An 18,852-nucleotide genomic window follows, 5' to 3' on the forward strand; every position below is an offset into this window, starting at 1 on the left:
GTCGGCTATTCCATCCCGCTGATGCTGAATTCCATCTTTTTGGGCACCTCGTAATGCTCAATCTGTTCAGTGCAGATTGCATTGCTGCCGGGCATCAGCTCCCAATCTTTTCCCGGCTCAAAATAACTGTCCTTTCTGCTGCAAGCGTAACTTTTCGCTGCGGTACCCGGCATCGTGAGTTCATAGCAGACAAGGATTCTGTCATCTTCCTTGTGCCGGAAGCAGACTTTCTGATGATTGAACAGCTCCCATTCCGGCCCTTCATCAAGATGCGTTTCGTTGCCGTCACGGTCAAAGCAGGTGTAGGCGGAAGGCCCTTTGACGCTTTCGCTGCAATCCAAGTGCAGCATCTTGCTTTTCTTGTTTTTGAAGCCAAGTTCCGCTTGCGCGGCACCTGCCGCCGCAAGCAGAACAAGCGCGGATGCAAGCGCAGGCAATGCTTTTGCTCTCATCTTCTTTCCTCCGTAAAAACGTGCTGGCGGATGAATCAGCCGCCGTTACGCAGCAGCTCCACCGCCTCTTGGCTGAGTCCCGTGCATTTGCTGCATTATATCTGCCGGAACATGCTCACGCAGCATATTCCAAGCGGTCTTCATTTTTTCCTGTTCAATCTGACGAGCTTGTTTTTTGCGCGGAAAAGGGCTTCCCCTTTCGCTCCGGGAATGGTAACAACCAACTGCTGGAACAGTGATGTGCCGCATTTTGCTCCCTGCTCCGGCGCACGTCAAGCAAACAACCATGCGCAAGCAGAAATTATGCCAGAAAAAGCAAGCAGTTCAACAGGGAGAATCGCCAAGTCCGCCGGTGCGGTGAGCGGCGCAGTGATGTGCAGCCGAGTGCTGGGTTTAGCGCGGGAGCAGGTCTTTGCGGGGATGTTCGGCGCAGGCTACGCCTATGATGCCTTTGTTGTCGCCTTCCGCATTCCTAACCTGCTGCGGGATTTGTTCGGCGAGGGCGCTCTCTCTGCCGCCTTTGTCACAGTCTTTTCCGATCACGACACCAACAAGGGCGAAGAGGCGACGTGGCAGCTGGCTTCCAACGTGCTCTCCTTCATCACCGTGCTGCTCAGTTTGATCACCTTGGTCGGCATCCTGCTGGCTGAACCGATTGCCCGCCTGCTCGCGCCGGACTTCGCCCAAGTCGCAGGCAAGACCGAACTCACCGCCCTGATGACCCAGATCATGTTTCCTTTCCTGATCTTGGTGGCTTTGGCAGCGGTGGTGATGGGAATCCTCAACACCAAGGGCAAGTTCTTTATTCCGGCTATGGCCTCGTCCTTCTTCAACCTTGGCTCGATCATCGGCGGCGTGTCCTTGGCCTGGCTGCTGCCGCAATTTGGCCAGCCTGCGATTGTCGGCATGGCCTGGGGGACGCTGCTCGGCGGCCTGCTGCAATTGCTTGTCCAACTGCCTGCGCTGCGCAAAACCGGCTTCCGCTTCCGCCCGCATCTTGACCTGCGCGACCCCGGCCTGCGCCGCATCCTTTGGCTGATGCTGCCCGCCACCATCGGCCTTTCCGCCACCCAGATCAACGTCTTCGTCAACACCAACTTCGCCGCCTCCTGCATGGAAGGCTCGGTGTCCTGGCTGAACTACGCCTTCCGCTTGGTGCAATTGCCCATCGGCGTGTTCGGCGTGGCCTTCTCCATCGCCGCCATGCCGGTTTTAGCCCGTCATGCCGCGCAGAAAGACATGGCCGGGCTGCGGCAGACTTTCTCCTCCTCGCTGGTCATGGTCTTCAGCCTGACCATCCCGGCAGCAGTCGGCCTGATGCTTCTTGCTGGGCCGATCATCCGCCTGATCTTCGAGCACGGGGCCTTCACCGCCGAAGACACGGCCCGCACTGCCGAGGCACTGATCTGCTACTCCTGCGGCCTCTTCGCCTATTCAGCCGTCAAGATCATGGTCCCGGTCTTCTACGCCCTCAACGACACCAAGTACCCGGTGATCAGCTCATTCCTTGCTGTGGCGGTCAATGTCCTTTTCATCACCCTCACCATTGACCTGTTCTCCTTCCGGGCTGTCGCCTTGTCCACATCCTGCGCGATGATTCTCAATTTCCTTTTCCTCGGCACAGTGCTGCACCGCAAGCTGGCCGGTTTCGCCCTGAAGCAGCTTGCCATAGGCACGTTCAAGATCATCGCCGCCAGCGCGATCATGGCAGGCGGCATCTTCGGCATGAGAATGCTGCTCCAGCCGCTCTTGGCCGGGGCAATTCCGTTCCAGCTCGGTGGAGTCGCCGTGCTGATCGGCAGCGCATCGTTGCTCTACGCCGCCGCCCTGCATTGCCTCAAGCTGCCGGAGTTTGATGAGATCACGGGGAAGGTGCGGCAGAGGCTGGGGCGGTGAGCTGCGCTTCAATCTGCGAGAGACGTTGTTCCGCCGCTGCGACAGAGAATTCTTTGATCCAAAAGCGCCGTCCAAGATTGCTGCGTATGAAGTTCTTTGCCTTTGTCTTCTGCATGTCATTGAGGCTGTCAAACCTTGCAAGCAGATATCGGCTGATTTTCAGATACATGCGCACAGCGAGCTGCGGTTCATCGCTATGCGCCCAAGCATAGCCGAAGGCGGTCAGGTCGTCGTCCGCAAGCACTCTGGCAGCCAAACAGGGAACAGCTTCGTCGAACAAGCCGGATTCCACCAGCATCTGAATGCCAAGAATGCTGATGCGTTGATCTTTATCGGCGACGGCAAAGCGTGCGGCTTTGATCTTTGATTCTGATGAAAGACCATCGAGATAATTATTCACGTCCTCCATGTCGCCGCTGCTGATTGCACGTCTAAGCTCAGTCAGGCTTGCAGGCTCATCGGCAGCGGCGCAGCCTGTTGTCGCAAGGAAGACGATCAGGATGCTTCTGACAAAGGCTGCCGCCATATTTGCAGTCTGATGCAAAAAGACTCAGCCTAACGCCGCCTCGCTCGCCGCCTTCAACGCCGCCTTCAGCTTATCCTCGGCTTCGGCCAGCTTTTGCAGGCCCTCGGCCCGCTTCTGCCGGTTCTCGACATCCATTTTGATGCCCTGATCAATGGTCTGAATCAGCTTGTCAGTCATCTTCTGCAAGGTCTCAACTTTGACAAAGCCCTCGCCCTGCGCTTTTTTCACCGCCGCCTGGGTCTCGCCCAGCATTTCAGCGGTGGACATCATCATATTGTTGGTCATCTCCCGCGTCTCATTGACCATCGCCATCGCCCGCTTCTGATCAAAAAGAGAAATGGCGATGACCAGCTGCTTCTTCCATTCCGGGATCATCATCAGGATCGAATCCTGAATCATCTCGACAATGGCCTTGGAACCCTGCTGGGCCACCCGGATGGTCGGGCCGGAGGTGAGAGCCGAAGTGCGGGCCAGCTTGAGGTTGTAGAGCCGCCGGTCCAGCGACTGGATGCAGTCGCCGAAGTCCTTCAAATCCTGCAATTCCTTGGCATCCACGCCGTTCTGGGCGGCCAAGGTCTGCCGCTGCTGCTCGAACTGCGCCTCCATTTCGGCCAGCTTCAGCTCGCCAGCGGCAATCACCACCTCCAGCTGGTTGAAATACTCGTTGTTGCGCTCAAAAAGGGTGTCCAAGCGGTTGAGATGGCTGATCTGATTGGTCTTCTCGCCCTCCAGCCGCTTGATGATGCTGTCAATCTGCACCTTAAGGGTCTCGTAGCGGCGGATGAAGGCGCGGGCCGCGTCCACCTTGGCCGCCAGCCAGCCGCCCACTAACGGCAGACTGCCTGCAAATCTGCTCAACGCGCCACCCGCGCTCTGCGGCAGGCCGCGCACGTCGAGATCAAGGATTTTCCCTTTCAGATCAGACATCAGCTGGCCCGCTGGCCCGGCATCGCCGGAGCGGATATTGGTCAGCACCGAGTCGGTGAAATCCACCAAGCCCTTCTGGCTACTCACGCCGTAAGCCAGCACCGCCTGGCTGCGGCTGAAATCAAGGCCCGGCAGCATGGCCTGCGCGGCCTTCAGCTTTTCCGGGGCCTTATCAGCCAGCTTCTTCCATAGCTGGTCGTTCTTCTGTTCGCTCAGGGCCAGCACCGGCAAGTTTTCCATCATGTCTTCTCCTTAAAAGCTGCTGAGTTGTCGGGTGATTTTGTCCATCGCCGCCGCGCCGGGCATGGGCATGACCGCGTCTATGCTCTTGGGCAGGCCGATCACTTCCAGCACCTCCGGGTCGTTCTCCACGCCCATCAGGCCGCTGCGGAAGCCGTGCTGCTCCCAAGCTAATTTTTGAATCTTCGGCTCTTTCAAGGCCGCGAGCAGCTTCTTGCCGTTCGCGCTCAGGGCGATCAGCGGATGGCTGGCCCAGACCGTCGGCACCGGATAGAGGATGCGCACCTTAGATTTGAGCAGCGGCAGATGCTCCTTGTGCTGAAGCGAATATTCAACCAACTGATTTTCATAGCCGACAATCATCGGATACGCGCCCACGCCCTGCTGAAGGAATTTCTCGAACAGCACGGCGGAGGAGTCCTCCATGTGGCCAAGGCGGGCGTAGAAGTCTTTCACCTGCGGCAGCACCTGATCCGCGCTCTCCGCTGTCACCACCTCGCCGCCGTTGAGGGTGTTGGCGATCAGGGCGGCGAACATGTTGCCGGAATTGCTGCGGGCCGGGTCGGTGGTGCGGATGATCATGCTGCCGTAAAGCTGCGCCAGACCGACCTCCTTCCACTGCTTCTTGGCCATGACATGCTCCAGCAGTCTGGGCAGATCAACGATGTAGTTCACGCCCTCGCGGTGCTGAACAATCCCGGCCTTGATCAGCGCGTCAGTAACGATATCCCACGAGTACAGCACGATGGGCGAGTTGAAGATGTCCGCCGACTGCTGAAGCCGGGTGCCGGACGCGGAATTCTTGAACGATTCCACGTTGAGCTGGCTGGCTGGCCAGAGGAAGTCATCGTTGCTGGCCGCCTCCTGCACCATCTCCACGCTGCCGGTTTTCTTCACCTCCACCTTCAGGCCCTGCGCCGCCAGCAGCTCGCTGACCTTGGCGGACTGAAGGAAGGCGATTTTCTCCGAACCGGCCTGGCCTGTCACGGTGATCAGATTTTCTTGCGGGACCGGACTGCTGCCGCCGCCGCTGAGGGAGGCGACCTTCTCCTTGCCGAGCATGAAAAAGGCCGCTGCCGCAGCCACTGCGAGCAGGATGATCAGCCCTAAAAATTTCTGCATGTCGTTCTCCTTCCGGGTTCAGTCGAAATCGAGCAGGTTGTCAAAGGTTTTCGCGCTGGTGCTGAGGTCAATGGCATCATTTTCCAGCAGGCGGTGGTGCATTTCCTCAAACTTGGCCACGGCTTTGGTGACGGCTTTTTCGGTGGCCTCCAGTGCCCGCGCGCTCTGGGGCGACTGGGTTTTCTGATTGGCAAGGTCAATGTAGCCGCTCAGGATTTCGTGCAGCCGCTGAAGGCGGTCGGGCAGGGCTTGGGCCATGCGCATGTCCTGCGGGTCTTTCTCAAAATTGACCAGCAGCTCGTCGCCCAGCTCGCAGAGATGCAGCACGGTCTGCTTGAAGACCGGATTGCTGACTGCCGCCGCGTCCGCTCGCACCAAGGACAGAGCCAGCCTGCACTGCGAGAGATACTGCCTGAACTCCTCCCGCGAAACGCCGTCCGGCAGCTCGGCTAAAATTTTGCGGTGCTCCGGCGGGAAAAGCAGGCGGATGCCGACGTATGCGCCGGTCGCCAGCAGCAGACTCAGCCACCAGAATGCGCCTTGGACGAGCAGCAGCAGGAAGATGAAGGCGGCGGCAATGCCGGAGATTAGCTCTTTGATCATGGCATTATAGATTCAGTCCGCGCAAAGCGGCGCAGACACGTCCCTAAGCTGTCCGGGGATGTCCAAAACAAGATCATGGACATCCGAAAGTTCACAGCGAACCAAGCAGAGCGTGCTGCCAAGTTCTCAAACTTCTTTGACCACGTGCGCATCGAGGCCGCCTCTGTTCCATTCAGGTTTCAACACCGCATATTTTTTCAGAATCTCCTGCTGAAAGCTCTCCGGCAGCCTTGCCCAGTCCCGCGCTTCAATCAGGACAGGAATATTTGAATCCTGCAACGCCTGCACGAAAGTCCGCAGCTCCTCCAGCGGGATCGGCGACAGGTCAGGAGACCGCAGGACAATATCCAGATCGCTGCCCTCATGCGCCCCGCCGTTCACCCGCGAGCCATAGGCCCAAGCCGTCACGTTTGGCAGATGCCGGGCCAGCAGCCGCGCAAGCTCAGATCTGTGCCGCTCCCGCAGCAAGAGCGCGTCAGTCATGGCATTGCCTGATCACATCGTGCGCCCGGCGGGCATCGGAAATGAACTGCGGCAGCAGATGCAGGGTGTCATCAGCAAAGCCTGCGCCGTAGTCATGGGCTGTGTCATTGCGGTTGTCCCGGTAGCGCAGCCAGCGTTCCGCTTCTTCCATCTCCATGAAGCCGTATTTTGCCGCATGACGGAAAATATCCTTGAAGGTGAGCTGATCAACCTGCTTCGGCGTGGCAAAATACGCCTTCAAACACTTTTTCAGCAGTTTGCCGGTCTGCTCAAGGATGATCTCAAACTCTTTGACGCAGGCAGCCCGGTAGATGTCATACACTTCATCTTCAGCGGACAGATGTTGCAGAGCCAAGAAAGCCCGCTCCAAGGTGCTGATGCAGCGGTCAAGATATTCGGTGTTGATCATGCGCTAATTATACCCCTTGGCCTCGCGGAACGCCTGCACCACATCCACCCGGCCATCGAACATCCGGCCTGACATGGCCTCGGCAAAGGCTTTCATCTGCTCCGGCTTGGCATCGCCGAAGAGGATGGTGAAGACCGGAACATCCTTGCCCATGTTTGTGCCGCCGATCAGCGTCTGGAACTGGCCCAGAGTGCCCTCGCTCATGCCGTCGCTCATCACAATCACGGCGGACTGATACTTGCCGGACTCGGCGTACGGCTTCAGCCGCTGCATGGCCTCTGCCGCGCCCAGATACATGTTGGTGCCGCCGCCCGGCTCCAAGGCTTCAATCTTGGCGAGCAGATCGCCCAGTGCCTGCGGGTCGTTGCCCTGCATCTCAAACGTGGCCATCACCCCGCTGTTGAAGGCCACAATCAGCGTCATGTCCTCTGGCGAGGCTTGGAGGAGATATTCCTTGGCAATGCGCTGATCAAGCAGCGTCCGCATCGCCTTGCGCAGCTGCCCCACGCCGGTGCCCGCCATGCTGCCGGAGTAATCAAGCACGTAAGCAGTGAGCGAGGGTTTGCGGAAGGCGGTCTGATAAAGGTTGAGAGCCTCGGAAACCACCGGCGCGGCAGGAATGCGGATCGGATTGAGAATGCGGCTGACGTTGATGCCCCAGTCTGGGTTGAAGGCCGCGCTCTTGGCCGGATCAGCTTCCATGCCCACCAGCCCGGTGCGGCGGCCTTGGGCCTGAATGCTGTCCTGCACCGCCGGACTGAGCAGATATTCCTGCAATTTGGCAAAGGCGGCTTCTTTGGCCGCGTCGCCCTTGGCAATAAAGCCGAACGGGCTGTCAGCGATGGACACGCCGTCCACCGGATAGACGGCGAAAAGCGGCTCTTGGCCGGGCGGTAGCTGGCGGTTGAACTCAATCACCATTGCCTCGTAGTTGACCATGCCGTCAAAGTAGAGATAGTCCTTCAGCAGCATGTCCTTGAGCCAGCCGGAGCTGCCGGACGAGCGGTTGACGCTGCGCAGGAAGCGTTTGATCTTGGCCGCAGTCTCCGCATTGCTGAGATGCTCGGCGGTCAGCACCTCCGGCCCGCCTGCAAAGGCGGTGAGGAAGGCGAGAAAGGCCGAAGTGCCGGAGTTGGACTGCGTGGCCGAGGTCATGGCGAAGCGCAGATGCTCCTTCTCCACCGCCTCCAGAATCTCCATCACTGTGACATCCTTCGTGTCCCAGCCGAGCTTAGTGGCGACAGACTTCTTCACCGCGAAGACCACCGGGCTGCGCATGACTGACTTGGCGTTCTTGACCACGCCCTGCTTGTCGCCGAGCGAGAGCCAGAGACTGGACGCGGGCCAGACCGCGTCGAACTGCGAGGCTTTGCCCTTGGCCAGCTCCATGCCGATGTCCACCGATCCCATGTACTTGATCGAGACAGCGACGTTCTGCTCCCGGCTGAACTGCTGAAGCAGCGGCTCCAATGTGCTATTCTCTGAGCCGGAGACGATGGAGAGGGAAACTGCCGCTGCGGCTGGTTTGGAGCTTTGCTGCTGGGGCGGCTGGCTTTGGTCGCAGCCAGTGAGAATGAATGCGGAAAGGCTGGTGATCAGGAATACAAGACGGCGGAACGACGGCTTCATGCGCTTCCTCCTGAAGAGGTGAATGGGCTGGATAAACTGCTCAGTTATCGTACCCGCAGTTCCGCAGGAATGTCAAGAGGCTTGACAGACCGTTTCAGACTGACATCTTATTTGAAATTCGTCAAAAATTTGTTAGGAAAATGTCAGGAAGCACTTGACCGACGCTTCTCAGTCCACCTCCACGCCCGGCCCTTCATCAGCGAAACTGGGCCGCTGCTCAGGGGAATAGGCGACGCGCCCCTGCTCCTCCAGCAGCGCCTCGAAGCGGAGCAGGTCGCGCTCGCTCAGCTCGTCCACGCCGAGCTGCTCAAAGCGGCAGTCGCAATGGATGAGCTGGCCGCCGCACCACGGGCAGATTTCCACCGGGCAGCCCAGCTCGTGCGGCTCGCCGGTGGCGGCCTGGCAGGCTGGGCAGAGATCCGGGTCTGTTTGCAGCGGCTGATATTCCGGGATCTGCTCTGTGTCATTGACCGCCTGCTGAAATGCTTCGGCTGACTCAAACTCGAAGAAGTCAAGCAGGTCGCGGTCAAGCCAGCCCTCGCGCAGACTGCCGTTGAACTCGATGCCTTCGCTGGAGACCAAATAGAGATAGGCATCTTCCGAGGCCACAGCGGCGATGAGGAACACGCCCCGCTGCCGGGCCACAAGGCGCAGCTCCTTGATCCAATCGTTCTTGGCCTCTGGCAGGAAGCTGTAGAACTCCTCCAGCACAGTGAGGGCGGTGCGGTCGTCGCGGAAGATCAGCAGCAGGTCAAGGGCCGCGTCCAGCGCCTCGTCAGGCGCGGCGTAGCGCATCAGCGTGCGGATATGCCGCCGTTTTTTCTCCAGTTCGTCCATTGTGCCGCGTGCTTGCATGATCTTCTGTCCTGATGAGCTGCGGCGGCTCTTTTCTCCGCCTTGATCTTTTCGGGAATCTGCGGTACAATCGGCCCTTGTCCGACGCTCCCGCCCTGTCGGCAGCCCTGCGCCGCCGCCTGTTTTCAATCCCTTGCCGCGCGGCATTGTACCCGGACAGGGCAGGCCGCGCATCATCTTTCCGCCGCCTGCCGTCCCTGCGGCGCGGGCAGGAATTTCATCCGTCAACCATCAGCCAGAGGTGCCCGTCATGAGCGACAGCCACAGCGGCGACAGCGCCGTCCTCACCATCGAAGGGAAATCCTACAGCCTGCCCATCGTGCGCGGCACAGAAAGCGACGCAGCCATAGACATCAGCAAACTGCTCCAGCAGACCGGCTACACTACCTTGGATCTTGGCTACAAGAACACCGCTTCCTGCACCAGCAAGATCACCTTTCTGGACGGCAACAAGGGCATCCTCAGCTACCGGGGCTACGGCATCGAGGAGCTGGCCGACAAGTGCCTGTTCGTTGAGGTCGCCTACCTGCTCGTGCACGGCCACCTGCCCACGGCCTCGGAGTATCAGCATTACCGCGACCTGCTCAACCGCTACTCGCTGATCCACGAGGACATGATCCATTTCTTCGACCGCTTTCCGCCCGGCGCGCCGCCGATGGCGATCCTGTCGGTGATGGTCAACAGCCTGTGCAGCTATTACCCGGAGATGAACGACGATCCCACGGCGCCGCTGGATCTGACCGCCGCCCGGCTGATCTCCAAGATCCGCACCATCGCCGCCTTCTCCTATAAGAAGAGCATCGGCAAGCCGCTGATCTATCCCCGCCCGGATCTGAGCTACTGCGCCAACTTCCTCAACATGATGTTCGACAGCCCGGTGGAGCCGTACACCATCCGGCCTGAGGCGGTGGCCGCCCTGAACAGGCTGCTCATCCTCCATGCCGACCACGAGCAGAACTGCTCCACCTCGACAGTTCGGCTTGTCGGTAGCGCGGGCGTGAACCTCTACGCCTCCATTGCCGCTGGCATCAACGCCCTTTGGGGGCCGCTGCACGGCGGCGCCAACGAGGCGGTGATCACCATGCTTGAGGCTATTCAGCAGGACGGCGGCGACTTCCAGAAGTACATCAACAAGGCCAAGGACAAGTCCGACCCTTTCAAGCTCTCCGGCTTCGGCCACCGGGTCTACAAGACCTTTGACCCGCGCGGCAAGATCATCAAGAACGCCTGCGACGAGCTGCTGGCCTCGCTGAACTCCTCTGACCCGCTGCTGGAAATCGCCCTGCGGCTGGAAGAGGTGGCGCTCAAAGATCAGTACTTCATTGAGCGCAACCTCTTCCCGAACGTGGACTTCTACTCCGGCATCATCTACCGCGCCTTGGGCATCCCGACCAACATGTTCACAGTGATGTTCGCGCTGGGCCGCCTGCCGGGCTGGATCGCGCAGTGGAAGGAGCAGCAGGAGGATCCCGGCTCGAAGATCGGACGGCCGCGCCAAGTCTATGTGGGCGAGCCGTCGCGGCCTTTTGTGCCGATGTCCGAGCGATAGGTTGCATGAAAAAAGGCCGGTGAACGTAAGTTCACCGGCCTTGAATGTCCGTGGAGGCGACGAGCGGATTTGAACCGCTGAGTAAAGGTTTTGCAGACCTCTGCCTTACCACTTGGCTACGTCGCCCTGCTGTGCGGCAATTTATACTCCATCCGGGGCAATCTTGACAAGGGGAAAATCAGCCCGCCCGGAATTTTTCAGACAAGGAACATGGGAACCACGCTTGAAGAGCTGACCATCAGACATGCGGAGCAGCTGGCCCAGCTCCAGGACAGCATCGGCCATGTCTTCCGCGACCGCGAGCTGCTTCAGCTCGCCCTGATCCACAGCTCCTTCGCCTTTGAGCGCATGGACTGCGGCAGGCACAATGAGACGCTGGAGTTTCTCGGCGACGCGGCCTTGGACATGGCGGTCGGCCACCTTCTTTTCCTCCGCTTTCCAGATTTGCGCGAGGGCAAATTGACCCGCATTCGGGCCGCCTTGGTGAATGAAGGCAGTCTGGCTGACATCGCCCGCAGCTTTGAGCTGGGACGGCACATCCTCTTGGGCAAAGGCGAGGACAGCTCCAACGGGCGGGAGAAAGCCTCCATCCTCTCCTGCGCCTACGAGGCGGTGATCGGGGCGATGTTCTTGGACAGCGGCTACGAGGCGGTGCAGGCGCATGTGCGGCGGCATTTCGGCCCGCTGATTGACCGGCAGGGCGAGAAGCTGATTGCCGCTGATGCCAAAAGCAAGCTCCAAGAAATCCTGCAAGAGCGGCACAATGAGGGGCCGCTCTACGCCTTGGAAGCTGAGGACGGCCCGCCCCATGCCCGGCTCTTCACCGTCTCGGTCAGCTTCCGTGAAAGGACGCTTGGTTCCGGCACGGCTTCGAGCAAGAAAGAAGCGGAGCAGGCTGCCGCCCGCGCCGCGCTGGAGCAGCTTTTTTCAAACCAAACAGGAGATCTATGAATTTCAGAAGGCTGGCCGCCGCGCTGCTGGCGTTGCTCTGCGCTGTCAGCAGCGCGGCAGCGGAGGACAAAAATATCAGATTCCTCAGCAAGGAGCTGATCACCCGGCTCAATCACGGCATTTACGAAGTGGTCACGCCGAAGCTGGAAAGCAGCCGGATTGAATACGACCGCCCCCTGCCCTTTGACAAGCTGGACTTCCGCGAGCGGAATGAAAAATACAACAGCATCGGCACCGCTTTTTTCATCAGCGGCAAAGAGCTGGTGACAGCGGCCCATGTCTTCAGTCTGACCAGCTTTTCCTTGCAGAAGGACTACTTCATCCGCGACAGCGCGGGCACGGTCTATCCGGTGGACAAAATCCGCCGCTGCTCCACGGTGCGCGACCTGCTCATCTTTGACCTGAAGGAATATCCGGAGCAGGCCGAGCCGCTCGCCCTGTTCAGCGGCGCGCTGGAGGTGGGCGACACGGTCTTCTCCGCAGGCAACGCCTTGGGCGAAGGCATCGCCTACCGGGCCGGGCAGGTGGCCTCCTTCACCGAGGAGCGCGAATATGGCCTGTGGAAGGACATCCGCTTCTCCTCGCCCGCCTCGCCGGGCAACAGCGGCGGCCCGCTGCTCAACATGGCCGGAGAGGTCGCCGGGGTGATCGTCCGGCGGGCCAATGTCGGCGAAAACTACAATGCGGCAGTTCCGATCAGCGAGCTAAACACCCTGCCGGACACGGCGGAATTCCAATCCCGCAATGTCAGAATCGGCATCGCAGGCACTGAGGAGGCTGTGGTGCGGGACTGGGTCTTCAGTTTTCCTCTGCCTGCGCCCGTGGCGGAGCTGGCCGAAAAGGCCCAGAACTCGTTGGAGGATTTCCATAAAGCACTGGCTGCCGAGCTGGCCGAGCAGGTCAAGGACAGGAATTTTCCCGCCGGGGAGAGATTCCGCGACTATCTGCGCAATCAGCCGGTTTTTCAAGGCGCGGCCTCGCTGTCGCCGAGTGTGGATTTCAAGCAGTGGACAGCGGCCAGCTACGGGCTGGAAAAAATCCCGCTCTCCGCCGAGCAGCATGTCCATCGCGGCGAGGCGCTTCATTTCTCCTTTCAGGCTGTGGTTGAAAAATCGCCGGATCTGCCGCTCAAAGCTTTTCTCGGCTCGCCCAAGCTGATCATGGACACCCTGCTCAAGGCGGTGCCCTACTACCGCCAGATGGGCGGAGAAAAAGTCCGCATCGTCAGCTTTGGCGAGCCGGAGCGGAACGAGATCTGGACCGACAAGCTGGGCAGACGCTGGACTTCCTCGCTCTGGTACAGCGAGCATAACAATTTTTTCATGAGCAGCCACTGTCTGCCCTATCCGAAAGGCGCGCTCTGCAATGTGACGGCGCAGCGCGTCGGCATCCTCAAGCTCAACTACTTCGGCATCATCAAGGAAGGCGCGGACGAGATATCTCTCGGCTATGAAGGCGATGCGGACGACTGGGCCGAATATTTCGCCTTGGACAAGGAGCTGCTGCCGATATTCTTCCAAGGGGCGGAGCTGGTCCGCGAAAACAGCCGCCTGCGCCTGAAGCTGAAGGATTTTCAACTCGATTTCAGCAGCCCGAAGATCAGCGGCAAGTCCTCGCTCCATTTCCACCTCGGCTATGACAACGGCCCGCTGCTGGCTGAGGCGCTGGTGCGCTTTGAACTCTTCCCGCAGAAGGGCAGTCCGGCGCATTACCGCGTTCAGCCGCTCTGGGAGCCGGGGCCGTTCAGCACGGACAGCTACAAGAGCACGTGGAAAGAGGCGGTCAGCGGCGCAGGCGAGTTCTCCGGCAAGGTGATTGACAAAGGCGACCGCCGCATCATCCACAAGGCCGCGCCGCAGACGAAAAAAACTGTGGCCGCCCCTGACGGGCAGAAGATCGGCGCGCTGTTCACCGTCGGCTGCTCGTACAAAAGCGCGGCGGAAGAGGAGGGCGACATTGAGCAGGACTGCGCCAGCTTCATCAGCGGCATCAAATTTTTCTGAGGTGTCCGGCCCGCTGATCATCCCGGTTTTCATCCCGCACGAGGGCTGCCCGCACCGCTGCCTCTTCTGCAACCAGCACCGGATCAGCGGCTGGAACAGGCCAGTCACGCCGGAAACGGTGCAGGCGGAAATCGCGGCATGGCTGGAGCGGGCAGGCGGCAGGCGCGAGACGCAGGCCGCCTTTTACGGCGGCAGCTTCACCGCTTTGCCCCGCTCGCGGCAGGAGGAGCTGCTGCTGGCGGCCAGACCTTTTTTGGACGCAGGCCAGCTGCGCTCGCTCCGGCTCTCCACCCGGCCTGACTGCATGGACGCGGAGCAGGCCGCTTTTCTCAAAGACCGCCGCGTGGCCACAGTGGAGCTGGGAGCGCAGTCGATGAGCGATGAGGTTCTTGCCTTTGCCAAGCGCGGCCACACCGCTGCCGACACCGAACGGGCCGCCGCCGTGCTGCGGCAGGCCGGGCTGGAAACCGGCATTCAGCTCCTGATCGGCCTGCCCGGCGACAGCCGCGCCTCGCTGCGCCGCACCGTTGACCGGGTTATCGCCCTGCGGCCTGATTTTATCCGCCTTTATCCGCTCTTGGTGGTGCAGAACAGCGGTTTGGCCGATCTCCACGCGCAGGGCAGCTACAAGCCGCTCAGCTTGGCCAAGGCGGTGATTTTGACCGCCTTCATGAAGGAGCGCTTTGAGCGGGCAGGCATCCGCGTGATACGGACAGGGCTTCAGGCAGGAGAGGAACTGGAATCATCCCTGCTGGCCGGGCCGTGGCATCCGGCCTTTGGCGAATTAGTCAGCTCGCGCCTGCTGCTGCGGCAGACGCGCAGGCTGCTGGCGCAGGCCAAGACCGGCACTTTCCGTCTGCGCATCAATCCACGCGATCAGTCCGCCTTCCGTGGCTTGAAATCGGCGAATGTCGAGCGGCTGCGGCAGCTCGGCCTCTGGCAGCGGATCACTTTGACAACAGACCCCACGCAGGAACGGGGGACAGTGCGTCTGGACGCAGACTCCCTTGAACCGGCATGACAGGCCGCATCTCTCTCCAACACAACCAAGGACATATTATGAACCGCGCCAAACAGAAGCTGCTTTCCATCGTCTTCGCCTCGCTGCTGTTAGTCTCCTGCGATAAAAAAGAAAAGGAGGCGGAAGTGCGGAAGAAGCCGGAGCCGCCCAAGCCCGCCGCTGTCTCCATGCTCAGTCTGGTGCCTGACGACACCATTTTCTTTGCTGGCGGGCTGGAGCCGGTGCCGCTGAAAGAGGCCCTGCAATGGACTGCCGCGCATTTCAAGTTGAGCGACGAGCTGCTGCATCCGCAGGACATGGAGAAGCTCGGCGCGGAGGCCAAGAGCGACGGCCAGCGCATCCTGCTTCAGCTCTGGCAGGCGTATATGGAGACCGCCGCCGCGCCGGACGCGCAGTTCGCCAGCTGGGGCTTTGCCGAGCAGCCGCAGCTCGTCTCCTACGCTGTCGGCCTGGCGCCGGTGCTCTGCCGGATCAGCCTCAGCGACCCGGAGCAGTTCAAGAAGAAGCTCGCCGGGCTGGAGGAGAAGGCCAAGGTGACGGCGGCCCAGGACGGCGCGGCAGGCACAGCCTCGTTCCGGCGTTACGCGCTGACAGCGGCGGCAGCAACACCTGCGGTCAGCCTGATCATCGGCGTGGACGGCAAGGAGGCGGTGTTCATGCTCGACCTTGGCGTGGACAGCGAGCAGACCTTGGCCTTGGCGTTCGGCCAGCGCAAGCCGGAGAAGTCCTTGGAGCAGAGCGGGCGGCTCAAGGTGCTGCGCGACAAGCACAAACTGCACCCGTCCTGGCTTGGCTACCTTGATCATCAGCAGATCGCCACCGGGCTGACCACCAAAGACGGCAACCGGATGGCGAAAATGCTCCAGCTGCTTCTGCCGCAGGCATCGAAGGAGACGGCCAAGCAGCTCGCTGATCTGCAAAACGAGGGCTGCCGCAGCGATTTGCAGGAGATCACCGCGAAGTGGCCGCAGACCTTCGGCGGCTACACGGAGTTCGACCTCAAGGCCCAGCCTGCCCGCCTCAACTCGCTGCTGGTGCTGGAAAGCACCGACCAGCCTGCGCTGGACAGCCTCCAGTCCCTGCGCGGCTTTGTCCCGGACTATGTCCGCAACGCCGCCGGGCCTGCGGTCTTCTCCGTCGCCCTTGGCCTGAACATGGACAACATTGCCCCGTACCTGACGCGGCAGTGGACCGAGTTCACGCAGAAGCAGTACAAGTGCGGCTTCCTGCAAGAGATGCAGGCTGAGGCGAAGACGCAGAATCCGGCGGCGGCAGGCATGGCGGCGGGCATGGCCGCCGGGGTGCGCGGCCTGTCCTTCTCCCTCTTCTCGATGACGATGGACAAGGCGGCGGCAGGCGGCTTCGCTCTGCCGCAACAGTTAGACGCAGCGGTCAGCCTCTCCGCCAAAGACCCGATGGCTTTGGTGCGGACAGCCTCAGCCCTGCTGCCGCAGCTGGCCGCCTTGCAGCTCTCGGCGGACGGCGCTCCGGCACAGGTGCCTGCGCCCTTCCCTTTCCCGCTGACAGCGGCGGTCAACGGCTCGCATCTGACCGTCTATTCCGGCAGCGCAGGCGAGCAGGCGGCCAAAAGCCTCAAGGCCGCCGCGCTGGACTCCTCACAGGGCTTCCTTGCCGGCAGCATGGATTACAGCAGATATTACAGCCTGTTGGAGGAGCTGCTGCCCATTGAGGACGGCAAGAACGCGGAGCTGAAAACAGCGGTCGCGGCGATGAAGCAGGTTGACCTCCGCATGACGACGGAGCTGGATTTCACCAGCCGGGGGATTGAGATGACGATGAACGTGCTGCCAGGCTTGACAGTCCCGGCTGCCGACCCAGCTGCGGCGCAGGCGCAACCCTGATGGCGGCGGCGATGGACACATTTCTGCTGGACGAACTGCTGCGGGGCTTCCTCCGTGAAGACCTCGAACACGGCGACATCACCACTGAGGCCATATTCTCCAGCGAGGAGACCGGCTCGGCGCTCTTCGTGGCGCGGGAGCCGCTGGTCGCTGCCGGGCTGAAGAGCGTCGCCGCCCGCGTCTTCCGCCTGCTTGACGAGCAGATACGCTTCTTCCACATCACCCCGGACGGGACGCGCACGGCACCCGGCGAAACACTGCTGACGGTCAGCGGCCCGGTGCGGAGCATACTCCGGGGCGAGCGGGTGGCTCTCAATCTGGCCCAGCGGCTATGCGGCATAGCCACATTAACCAAACGCTATGTGGATGCAGTGCAGGGCTGCAAGGCGGTCATCGCTGACACCCGCAAGACCACGCCCGGCCTCCGCCTGCTGGAGAAGCACGCGGTGCGCTGCGGTGGCGGGCGCAACCACCGCTACAGCCTCAGCGACGGCGTGCTGATCAAAGACAACCACATCGCCGCCTGCGGTTCCATCAGCGAGGCGGTGCGCCGGGCGCGGGCCGCTGCGCCGCACACCATGGCCATCGAGGTGGAGGCCGACACGCTGGCGCAGGTGGAGGAATGCTTGGCCTGCGGCGTGCCGGTCATCATGCTTGACAACATGGACGTGCCGACGCTGCGGCAGGCAGTGGAGCTGATCGCAGGCCAGGCATTGGTCGAAGCGTCGGGCGGGGTGAACCTGCGCACGGTGCGGGCCATCGCTGAAACCGGAGTGGACATCATCTCGGTCGGCGCGCTGACGCACTCGGCACCGGCCTGCGACATCGGGCTGGACTGGGCGGCGGGCTGATGTTTTGCGCTTCAGCAAGCTGTCCCAGCATGTAAGGGCGGTTCGCGAACCGCCCCTGCGCCATAACCCTACCAACCTCAACCGCACATCCCAGCATCGTGCCCACTGACACTACCTCCGCTTCCCCAGCCGTCCTCAAGATGACTCCCATGCTGCGGCAGTACCTCGAAATCAAGGAGCAGCACCCCGGAGCCATCCTGTTTTACCGCTTGGGAGACTTCTGCGAGATGTTCTTCGAGGACGTGGAGAAAGCCTCGCGGGTGCTGGGCATCACGCTCACTTCGCGTAACAAGGGCGATGAGAACGAGGTGCCCATGTGGCACTTCCTTTCCTGCGCCAATCAACCTTCAGCCTTCCCTTGACAAAGACCGCGCAGCTTTTTAGGATGAGCGGCACGGGCTGTGGGTGCGAACAAATTTCTGAAAATATCGATAGAGAAAAAATGAGCTATTCTTTCCGTATGAGCTTTCCAAAATCGTTGTCTTCAGCAAGTAGCACATTGCAAACAAAGGAATGGAAGATGGAGCTGCCTCTCCATGGATCACCTCATTCAGTCACATTCTCTTCACCTGCGAAAGAAGAGGCTTCGATTTATGACACAGACAAACTCATTGTTTCTGGTTCTGGGTACGAATCTTACGAAGCCGCAGAGATTAATGGGCAACGCATAAAAAATGCTTTGATGGCCACCTGTGCAAGGCATCGTATGGGGCTTGATTTCTCAGAAAAGAATATCACAATGACCGAATCAATGATTACCTTCTTTGAGAAACAAAGAGGACGGAAGCATATTGAACAAGTTGATGGTCATGTGATCATATTTAGCTCTGAAGATAAACCACTCTTTAGCTCTGTTCATTCAACATTTAGAATTGGCACTGATCCTGATATATTTTTCAGGACATTTATGGTATCTTTAAAGTCCTCTCCTGCATTTTCAGAACGTGAGCGTCTTGCCTACCGACTCTTTAATACAGCTCTCTTTCAGCCAGATATTCTTGCTGCTTTCTTATTTTTAGTTATAACAATTGAGGCGTTAAGCGATTACACTCCACGTTCTGAAGCGGCAACTGCGCATGTAGATATGCTGATTGAGTCAACAAAGAATAATCGTGCGCTCACAAAAGAAGATTCGGATTCGATGGTCGGTGCTCTTCGCTGGCTTAAGCAGGAATCAATCAAACAGGCAGGAAAACGGCTTGTTACAGAGCAGTTAGGAAATCGTAGGTATGCAGGGATGATCGCAACGAAATACTTCAGCGAATGCTACGATCTAAGAAGCCGTCTTGCACATAGCGGAACTCTTGATAATGAAAAATTTAACAAGCTGGCACCTCATTTATCATTCTTAGTATCCGATCTTCTTACAGCTCCTGTGCTTGGGCCTCGTGATGAAGAGTAAATACTCCAGTGACATTCTCCACAACCCCAACTAAACCATCCCACATCGTGCCCTCAGATTCCACCCCTTCC

General features: G+C 59.9%; 19 protein-coding genes and 1 tRNA gene. 10 read left to right on the forward strand and 10 right to left on the reverse strand.

The genetic code is table 11. From position 1 onward, the window contains the following. Nucleotides 1-5: 5 nt before the first annotated feature. Nucleotides 6-437: a hypothetical protein gene (locus tag ACNKH3_RS04325; RefSeq protein WP_417916392.1), complete on the reverse strand. Its 432-nt coding sequence runs from the start codon at nt 435-437 to the stop codon at nt 6-8. On the opposite strand from ACNKH3_RS04325, the gene ACNKH3_RS04330 reads away from it, so the two are divergent. Together ACNKH3_RS04330 and murJ are read left to right on the forward strand one after the other, a co-directional pair. After that, the gene (locus ACNKH3_RS04330) at nt 422-691 is read left to right on the forward strand and encodes a hypothetical protein (RefSeq protein WP_417916391.1); all 270 of its coding nucleotides are present in this window, start codon (nt 422-424) and stop codon (nt 689-691) included. The two genes, ACNKH3_RS04325 and ACNKH3_RS04330, sit on opposite strands and share 16 nt — an antisense overlap. A gap of 64 nt (nt 692-755) precedes the next feature. Next, a complete protein-coding gene (murJ, locus tag ACNKH3_RS04335) occupies nt 756-2,348 on the forward strand; it encodes a murein biosynthesis integral membrane protein MurJ (RefSeq protein WP_417916390.1) in 1,593 nt (530 codons plus the stop codon). Here the strand turns inward: murJ and ACNKH3_RS04340 are convergent. The 8 genes from ACNKH3_RS04340 to ACNKH3_RS04375 all read right to left on the reverse strand — a co-directional run bounded on the left by ACNKH3_RS04340 (nt 2,314) and on the right by ACNKH3_RS04375 (nt 9,142). Further along, nucleotides 2,314-2,757 (reverse strand): hypothetical protein, encoded by a 444-nt coding sequence (locus tag ACNKH3_RS04340; protein WP_420208375.1) that lies wholly within the window; start codon nt 2,755-2,757, stop codon nt 2,314-2,316. The two genes, murJ and ACNKH3_RS04340, sit on opposite strands and share 35 nt — an antisense overlap. 141 nt (nt 2,758-2,898) lie before the next feature. Continuing rightward, nucleotides 2,899-4,044: a toxic anion resistance protein gene (locus tag ACNKH3_RS04345; protein WP_417916388.1), complete on the reverse strand. Its 1,146-nt coding sequence runs from the start codon at nt 4,042-4,044 to the stop codon at nt 2,899-2,901. 9 nt (nt 4,045-4,053) lie between these two features. Continuing rightward, nucleotides 4,054-5,163 (reverse strand): hypothetical protein, encoded by a 1,110-nt coding sequence (locus ACNKH3_RS04350; RefSeq protein ID WP_417916387.1) that lies wholly within the window; start codon nt 5,161-5,163, stop codon nt 4,054-4,056. An 18-nt stretch (nt 5,164-5,181) separates the two neighbouring features. Beyond that, nucleotides 5,182-5,766, reverse strand: coding sequence for a 5-bromo-4-chloroindolyl phosphate hydrolysis family protein (locus tag ACNKH3_RS04355; RefSeq protein WP_420208376.1), 585 nt, complete (start codon nt 5,764-5,766; stop codon nt 5,182-5,184). A 126-nt stretch (nt 5,767-5,892) separates the two neighbouring features. After that, nucleotides 5,893-6,249: a nucleotidyltransferase domain-containing protein gene (locus tag ACNKH3_RS04360; RefSeq protein WP_417916385.1), complete on the reverse strand. Its 357-nt coding sequence runs from the start codon at nt 6,247-6,249 to the stop codon at nt 5,893-5,895. Continuing rightward, nucleotides 6,242-6,658 carry a nucleotidyltransferase substrate binding protein gene (locus ACNKH3_RS04365; RefSeq protein ID WP_417916384.1) on the reverse strand — a complete coding sequence of 139 codons (417 nt, stop codon included), beginning with the start codon at nt 6,656-6,658 and terminating at the stop codon, nt 6,242-6,244. Before ACNKH3_RS04365 ends, ACNKH3_RS04360 begins: the two co-directional genes overlap by 8 nt. Before the next feature lie 3 nt (nt 6,659-6,661). Beyond that, nucleotides 6,662-8,287 (reverse strand): substrate-binding domain-containing protein, encoded by a 1,626-nt coding sequence (locus tag ACNKH3_RS04370; RefSeq protein WP_420208377.1) that lies wholly within the window; start codon nt 8,285-8,287, stop codon nt 6,662-6,664. Nucleotides 8,288-8,455: 168 nt separating this feature from the next. Beyond that, on the reverse strand, nt 8,456-9,142 hold the full coding sequence (locus ACNKH3_RS04375; protein ID WP_420208378.1) for a hypothetical protein: 687 nt from the start codon (nt 9,140-9,142) through the stop codon (nt 8,456-8,458). Nucleotides 9,143-9,392: 250 nt separating this feature from the next. On the opposite strand from ACNKH3_RS04375, the gene ACNKH3_RS04380 reads away from it, so the two are divergent. Next, complete coding sequence (locus ACNKH3_RS04380; protein WP_417917020.1) at nt 9,393-10,691, forward strand: citrate synthase; 1,299 nt, start codon at nt 9,393-9,395, stop codon at nt 10,689-10,691. A 51-nt stretch (nt 10,692-10,742) separates the two neighbouring features. On the opposite strand, the gene ACNKH3_RS04385 is transcribed toward ACNKH3_RS04380, so the two are convergent. Continuing rightward, nucleotides 10,743-10,817 (reverse strand) — tRNA-Cys (locus ACNKH3_RS04385). On the opposite strand from ACNKH3_RS04385, the gene rnc reads away from it, so the two are divergent. The 7 genes from rnc to ACNKH3_RS04420 all read left to right on the forward strand — a co-directional run bounded on the left by rnc (nt 10,782) and on the right by ACNKH3_RS04420 (nt 18,781). Next, nucleotides 10,782-11,642 (forward strand): ribonuclease III, encoded by an 861-nt coding sequence (gene rnc, locus ACNKH3_RS04390; RefSeq protein ID WP_417917021.1) that lies wholly within the window; start codon nt 10,782-10,784, stop codon nt 11,640-11,642. The two genes, ACNKH3_RS04385 and rnc, sit on opposite strands and share 36 nt — an antisense overlap. Further along, nucleotides 11,639-13,645, forward strand: coding sequence for a S1 family peptidase (locus ACNKH3_RS04395; protein WP_420208379.1), 2,007 nt, complete (start codon nt 11,639-11,641; stop codon nt 13,643-13,645). Before rnc ends, ACNKH3_RS04395 begins: the two co-directional genes overlap by 4 nt. Next, nucleotides 13,599-14,666 (forward strand): elongator complex protein 3, encoded by a 1,068-nt coding sequence (locus tag ACNKH3_RS04400; protein ID WP_420208380.1) that lies wholly within the window; start codon nt 13,599-13,601, stop codon nt 14,664-14,666. Before ACNKH3_RS04395 ends, ACNKH3_RS04400 begins: the two co-directional genes overlap by 47 nt. A 38-nt stretch (nt 14,667-14,704) precedes the next feature. Further along, a complete protein-coding gene (locus tag ACNKH3_RS04405) occupies nt 14,705-16,528 on the forward strand; it encodes a hypothetical protein (RefSeq protein ID WP_420208381.1) in 1,824 nt (607 codons plus the stop codon). A gap of 11 nt (nt 16,529-16,539) precedes the next feature. After that, a complete protein-coding gene (gene nadC, locus ACNKH3_RS04410; RefSeq protein WP_420208382.1) occupies nt 16,540-17,379 on the forward strand; it encodes a carboxylating nicotinate-nucleotide diphosphorylase in 840 nt (279 codons plus the stop codon). A 98-nt stretch (nt 17,380-17,477) separates the two neighbouring features. After that, on the forward strand, nt 17,478-17,741 hold the full coding sequence (locus ACNKH3_RS04415) for a hypothetical protein (RefSeq protein WP_420208383.1): 264 nt from the start codon (nt 17,478-17,480) through the stop codon (nt 17,739-17,741). A gap of 23 nt (nt 17,742-17,764) precedes the next feature. Beyond that, nucleotides 17,765-18,781 carry a hypothetical protein gene (locus tag ACNKH3_RS04420; RefSeq protein ID WP_420208384.1) on the forward strand — a complete coding sequence of 339 codons (1,017 nt, stop codon included), beginning with the start codon at nt 17,765-17,767 and terminating at the stop codon, nt 18,779-18,781. The last annotated feature ends 71 nt before the right edge of the window (nt 18,782-18,852 follow it).

The sequence above is a fragment of the Candidatus Electronema sp. JC genome, from assembly GCF_048287365.2.
GTDB lineage: Bacteria > Desulfobacterota > Desulfobulbia > Desulfobulbales > Desulfobulbaceae > Electronema.

What these genes read in the sequence shown, in the direction of transcription:
- ACNKH3_RS04330 (WP_417916391.1), top strand. Translation starts at nt 422, where the DNA reads ATGCAAGCGCAGGCAATGCTTTTGCTCTCATCTTCTTTCCTCCGTAAA.
- murJ (WP_417916390.1), top strand. Translation starts at nt 756, where the DNA reads ATGCCAGAAAAAGCAAGCAGTTCAACAGGGAGAATCGCCAAGTCCGCC.
- ACNKH3_RS04340 (WP_420208375.1), bottom strand. Translation starts at nt 2,757, where the DNA reads ATGGAGGACGTGAATAATTATCTCGATGGTCTTTCATCAGAATCAAAG.
- ACNKH3_RS04345 (WP_417916388.1), bottom strand. Translation starts at nt 4,044, where the DNA reads ATGATGGAAAACTTGCCGGTGCTGGCCCTGAGCGAACAGAAGAACGAC.
- ACNKH3_RS04350 (WP_417916387.1), bottom strand. Translation starts at nt 5,163, where the DNA reads ATGCAGAAATTTTTAGGGCTGATCATCCTGCTCGCAGTGGCTGCGGCA.
- ACNKH3_RS04355 (WP_420208376.1), bottom strand. Translation starts at nt 5,766, where the DNA reads ATGATCAAAGAGCTAATCTCCGGCATTGCCGCCGCCTTCATCTTCCTG.
- ACNKH3_RS04360 (WP_417916385.1), bottom strand. Translation starts at nt 6,249, where the DNA reads ATGACTGACGCGCTCTTGCTGCGGGAGCGGCACAGATCTGAGCTTGCG.
- ACNKH3_RS04365 (WP_417916384.1), bottom strand. Translation starts at nt 6,658, where the DNA reads ATGATCAACACCGAATATCTTGACCGCTGCATCAGCACCTTGGAGCGG.
- ACNKH3_RS04370 (WP_420208377.1), bottom strand. Translation starts at nt 8,287, where the DNA reads ATGAAGCCGTCGTTCCGCCGTCTTGTATTCCTGATCACCAGCCTTTCC.
- ACNKH3_RS04375 (WP_420208378.1), bottom strand. Translation starts at nt 9,142, where the DNA reads ATGCAAGCACGCGGCACAATGGACGAACTGGAGAAAAAACGGCGGCAT.
- ACNKH3_RS04380 (WP_417917020.1), top strand. Translation starts at nt 9,393, where the DNA reads ATGAGCGACAGCCACAGCGGCGACAGCGCCGTCCTCACCATCGAAGGG.
- ACNKH3_RS04395 (WP_420208379.1), top strand. Translation starts at nt 11,639, where the DNA reads ATGAATTTCAGAAGGCTGGCCGCCGCGCTGCTGGCGTTGCTCTGCGCT.
- ACNKH3_RS04405 (WP_420208381.1), top strand. Translation starts at nt 14,705, where the DNA reads ATGAACCGCGCCAAACAGAAGCTGCTTTCCATCGTCTTCGCCTCGCTG.
- nadC (WP_420208382.1), top strand. Translation starts at nt 16,540, where the DNA reads ATGGACACATTTCTGCTGGACGAACTGCTGCGGGGCTTCCTCCGTGAA.
- ACNKH3_RS04420 (WP_420208384.1), top strand. Translation starts at nt 17,765, where the DNA reads ATGAGCGGCACGGGCTGTGGGTGCGAACAAATTTCTGAAAATATCGAT.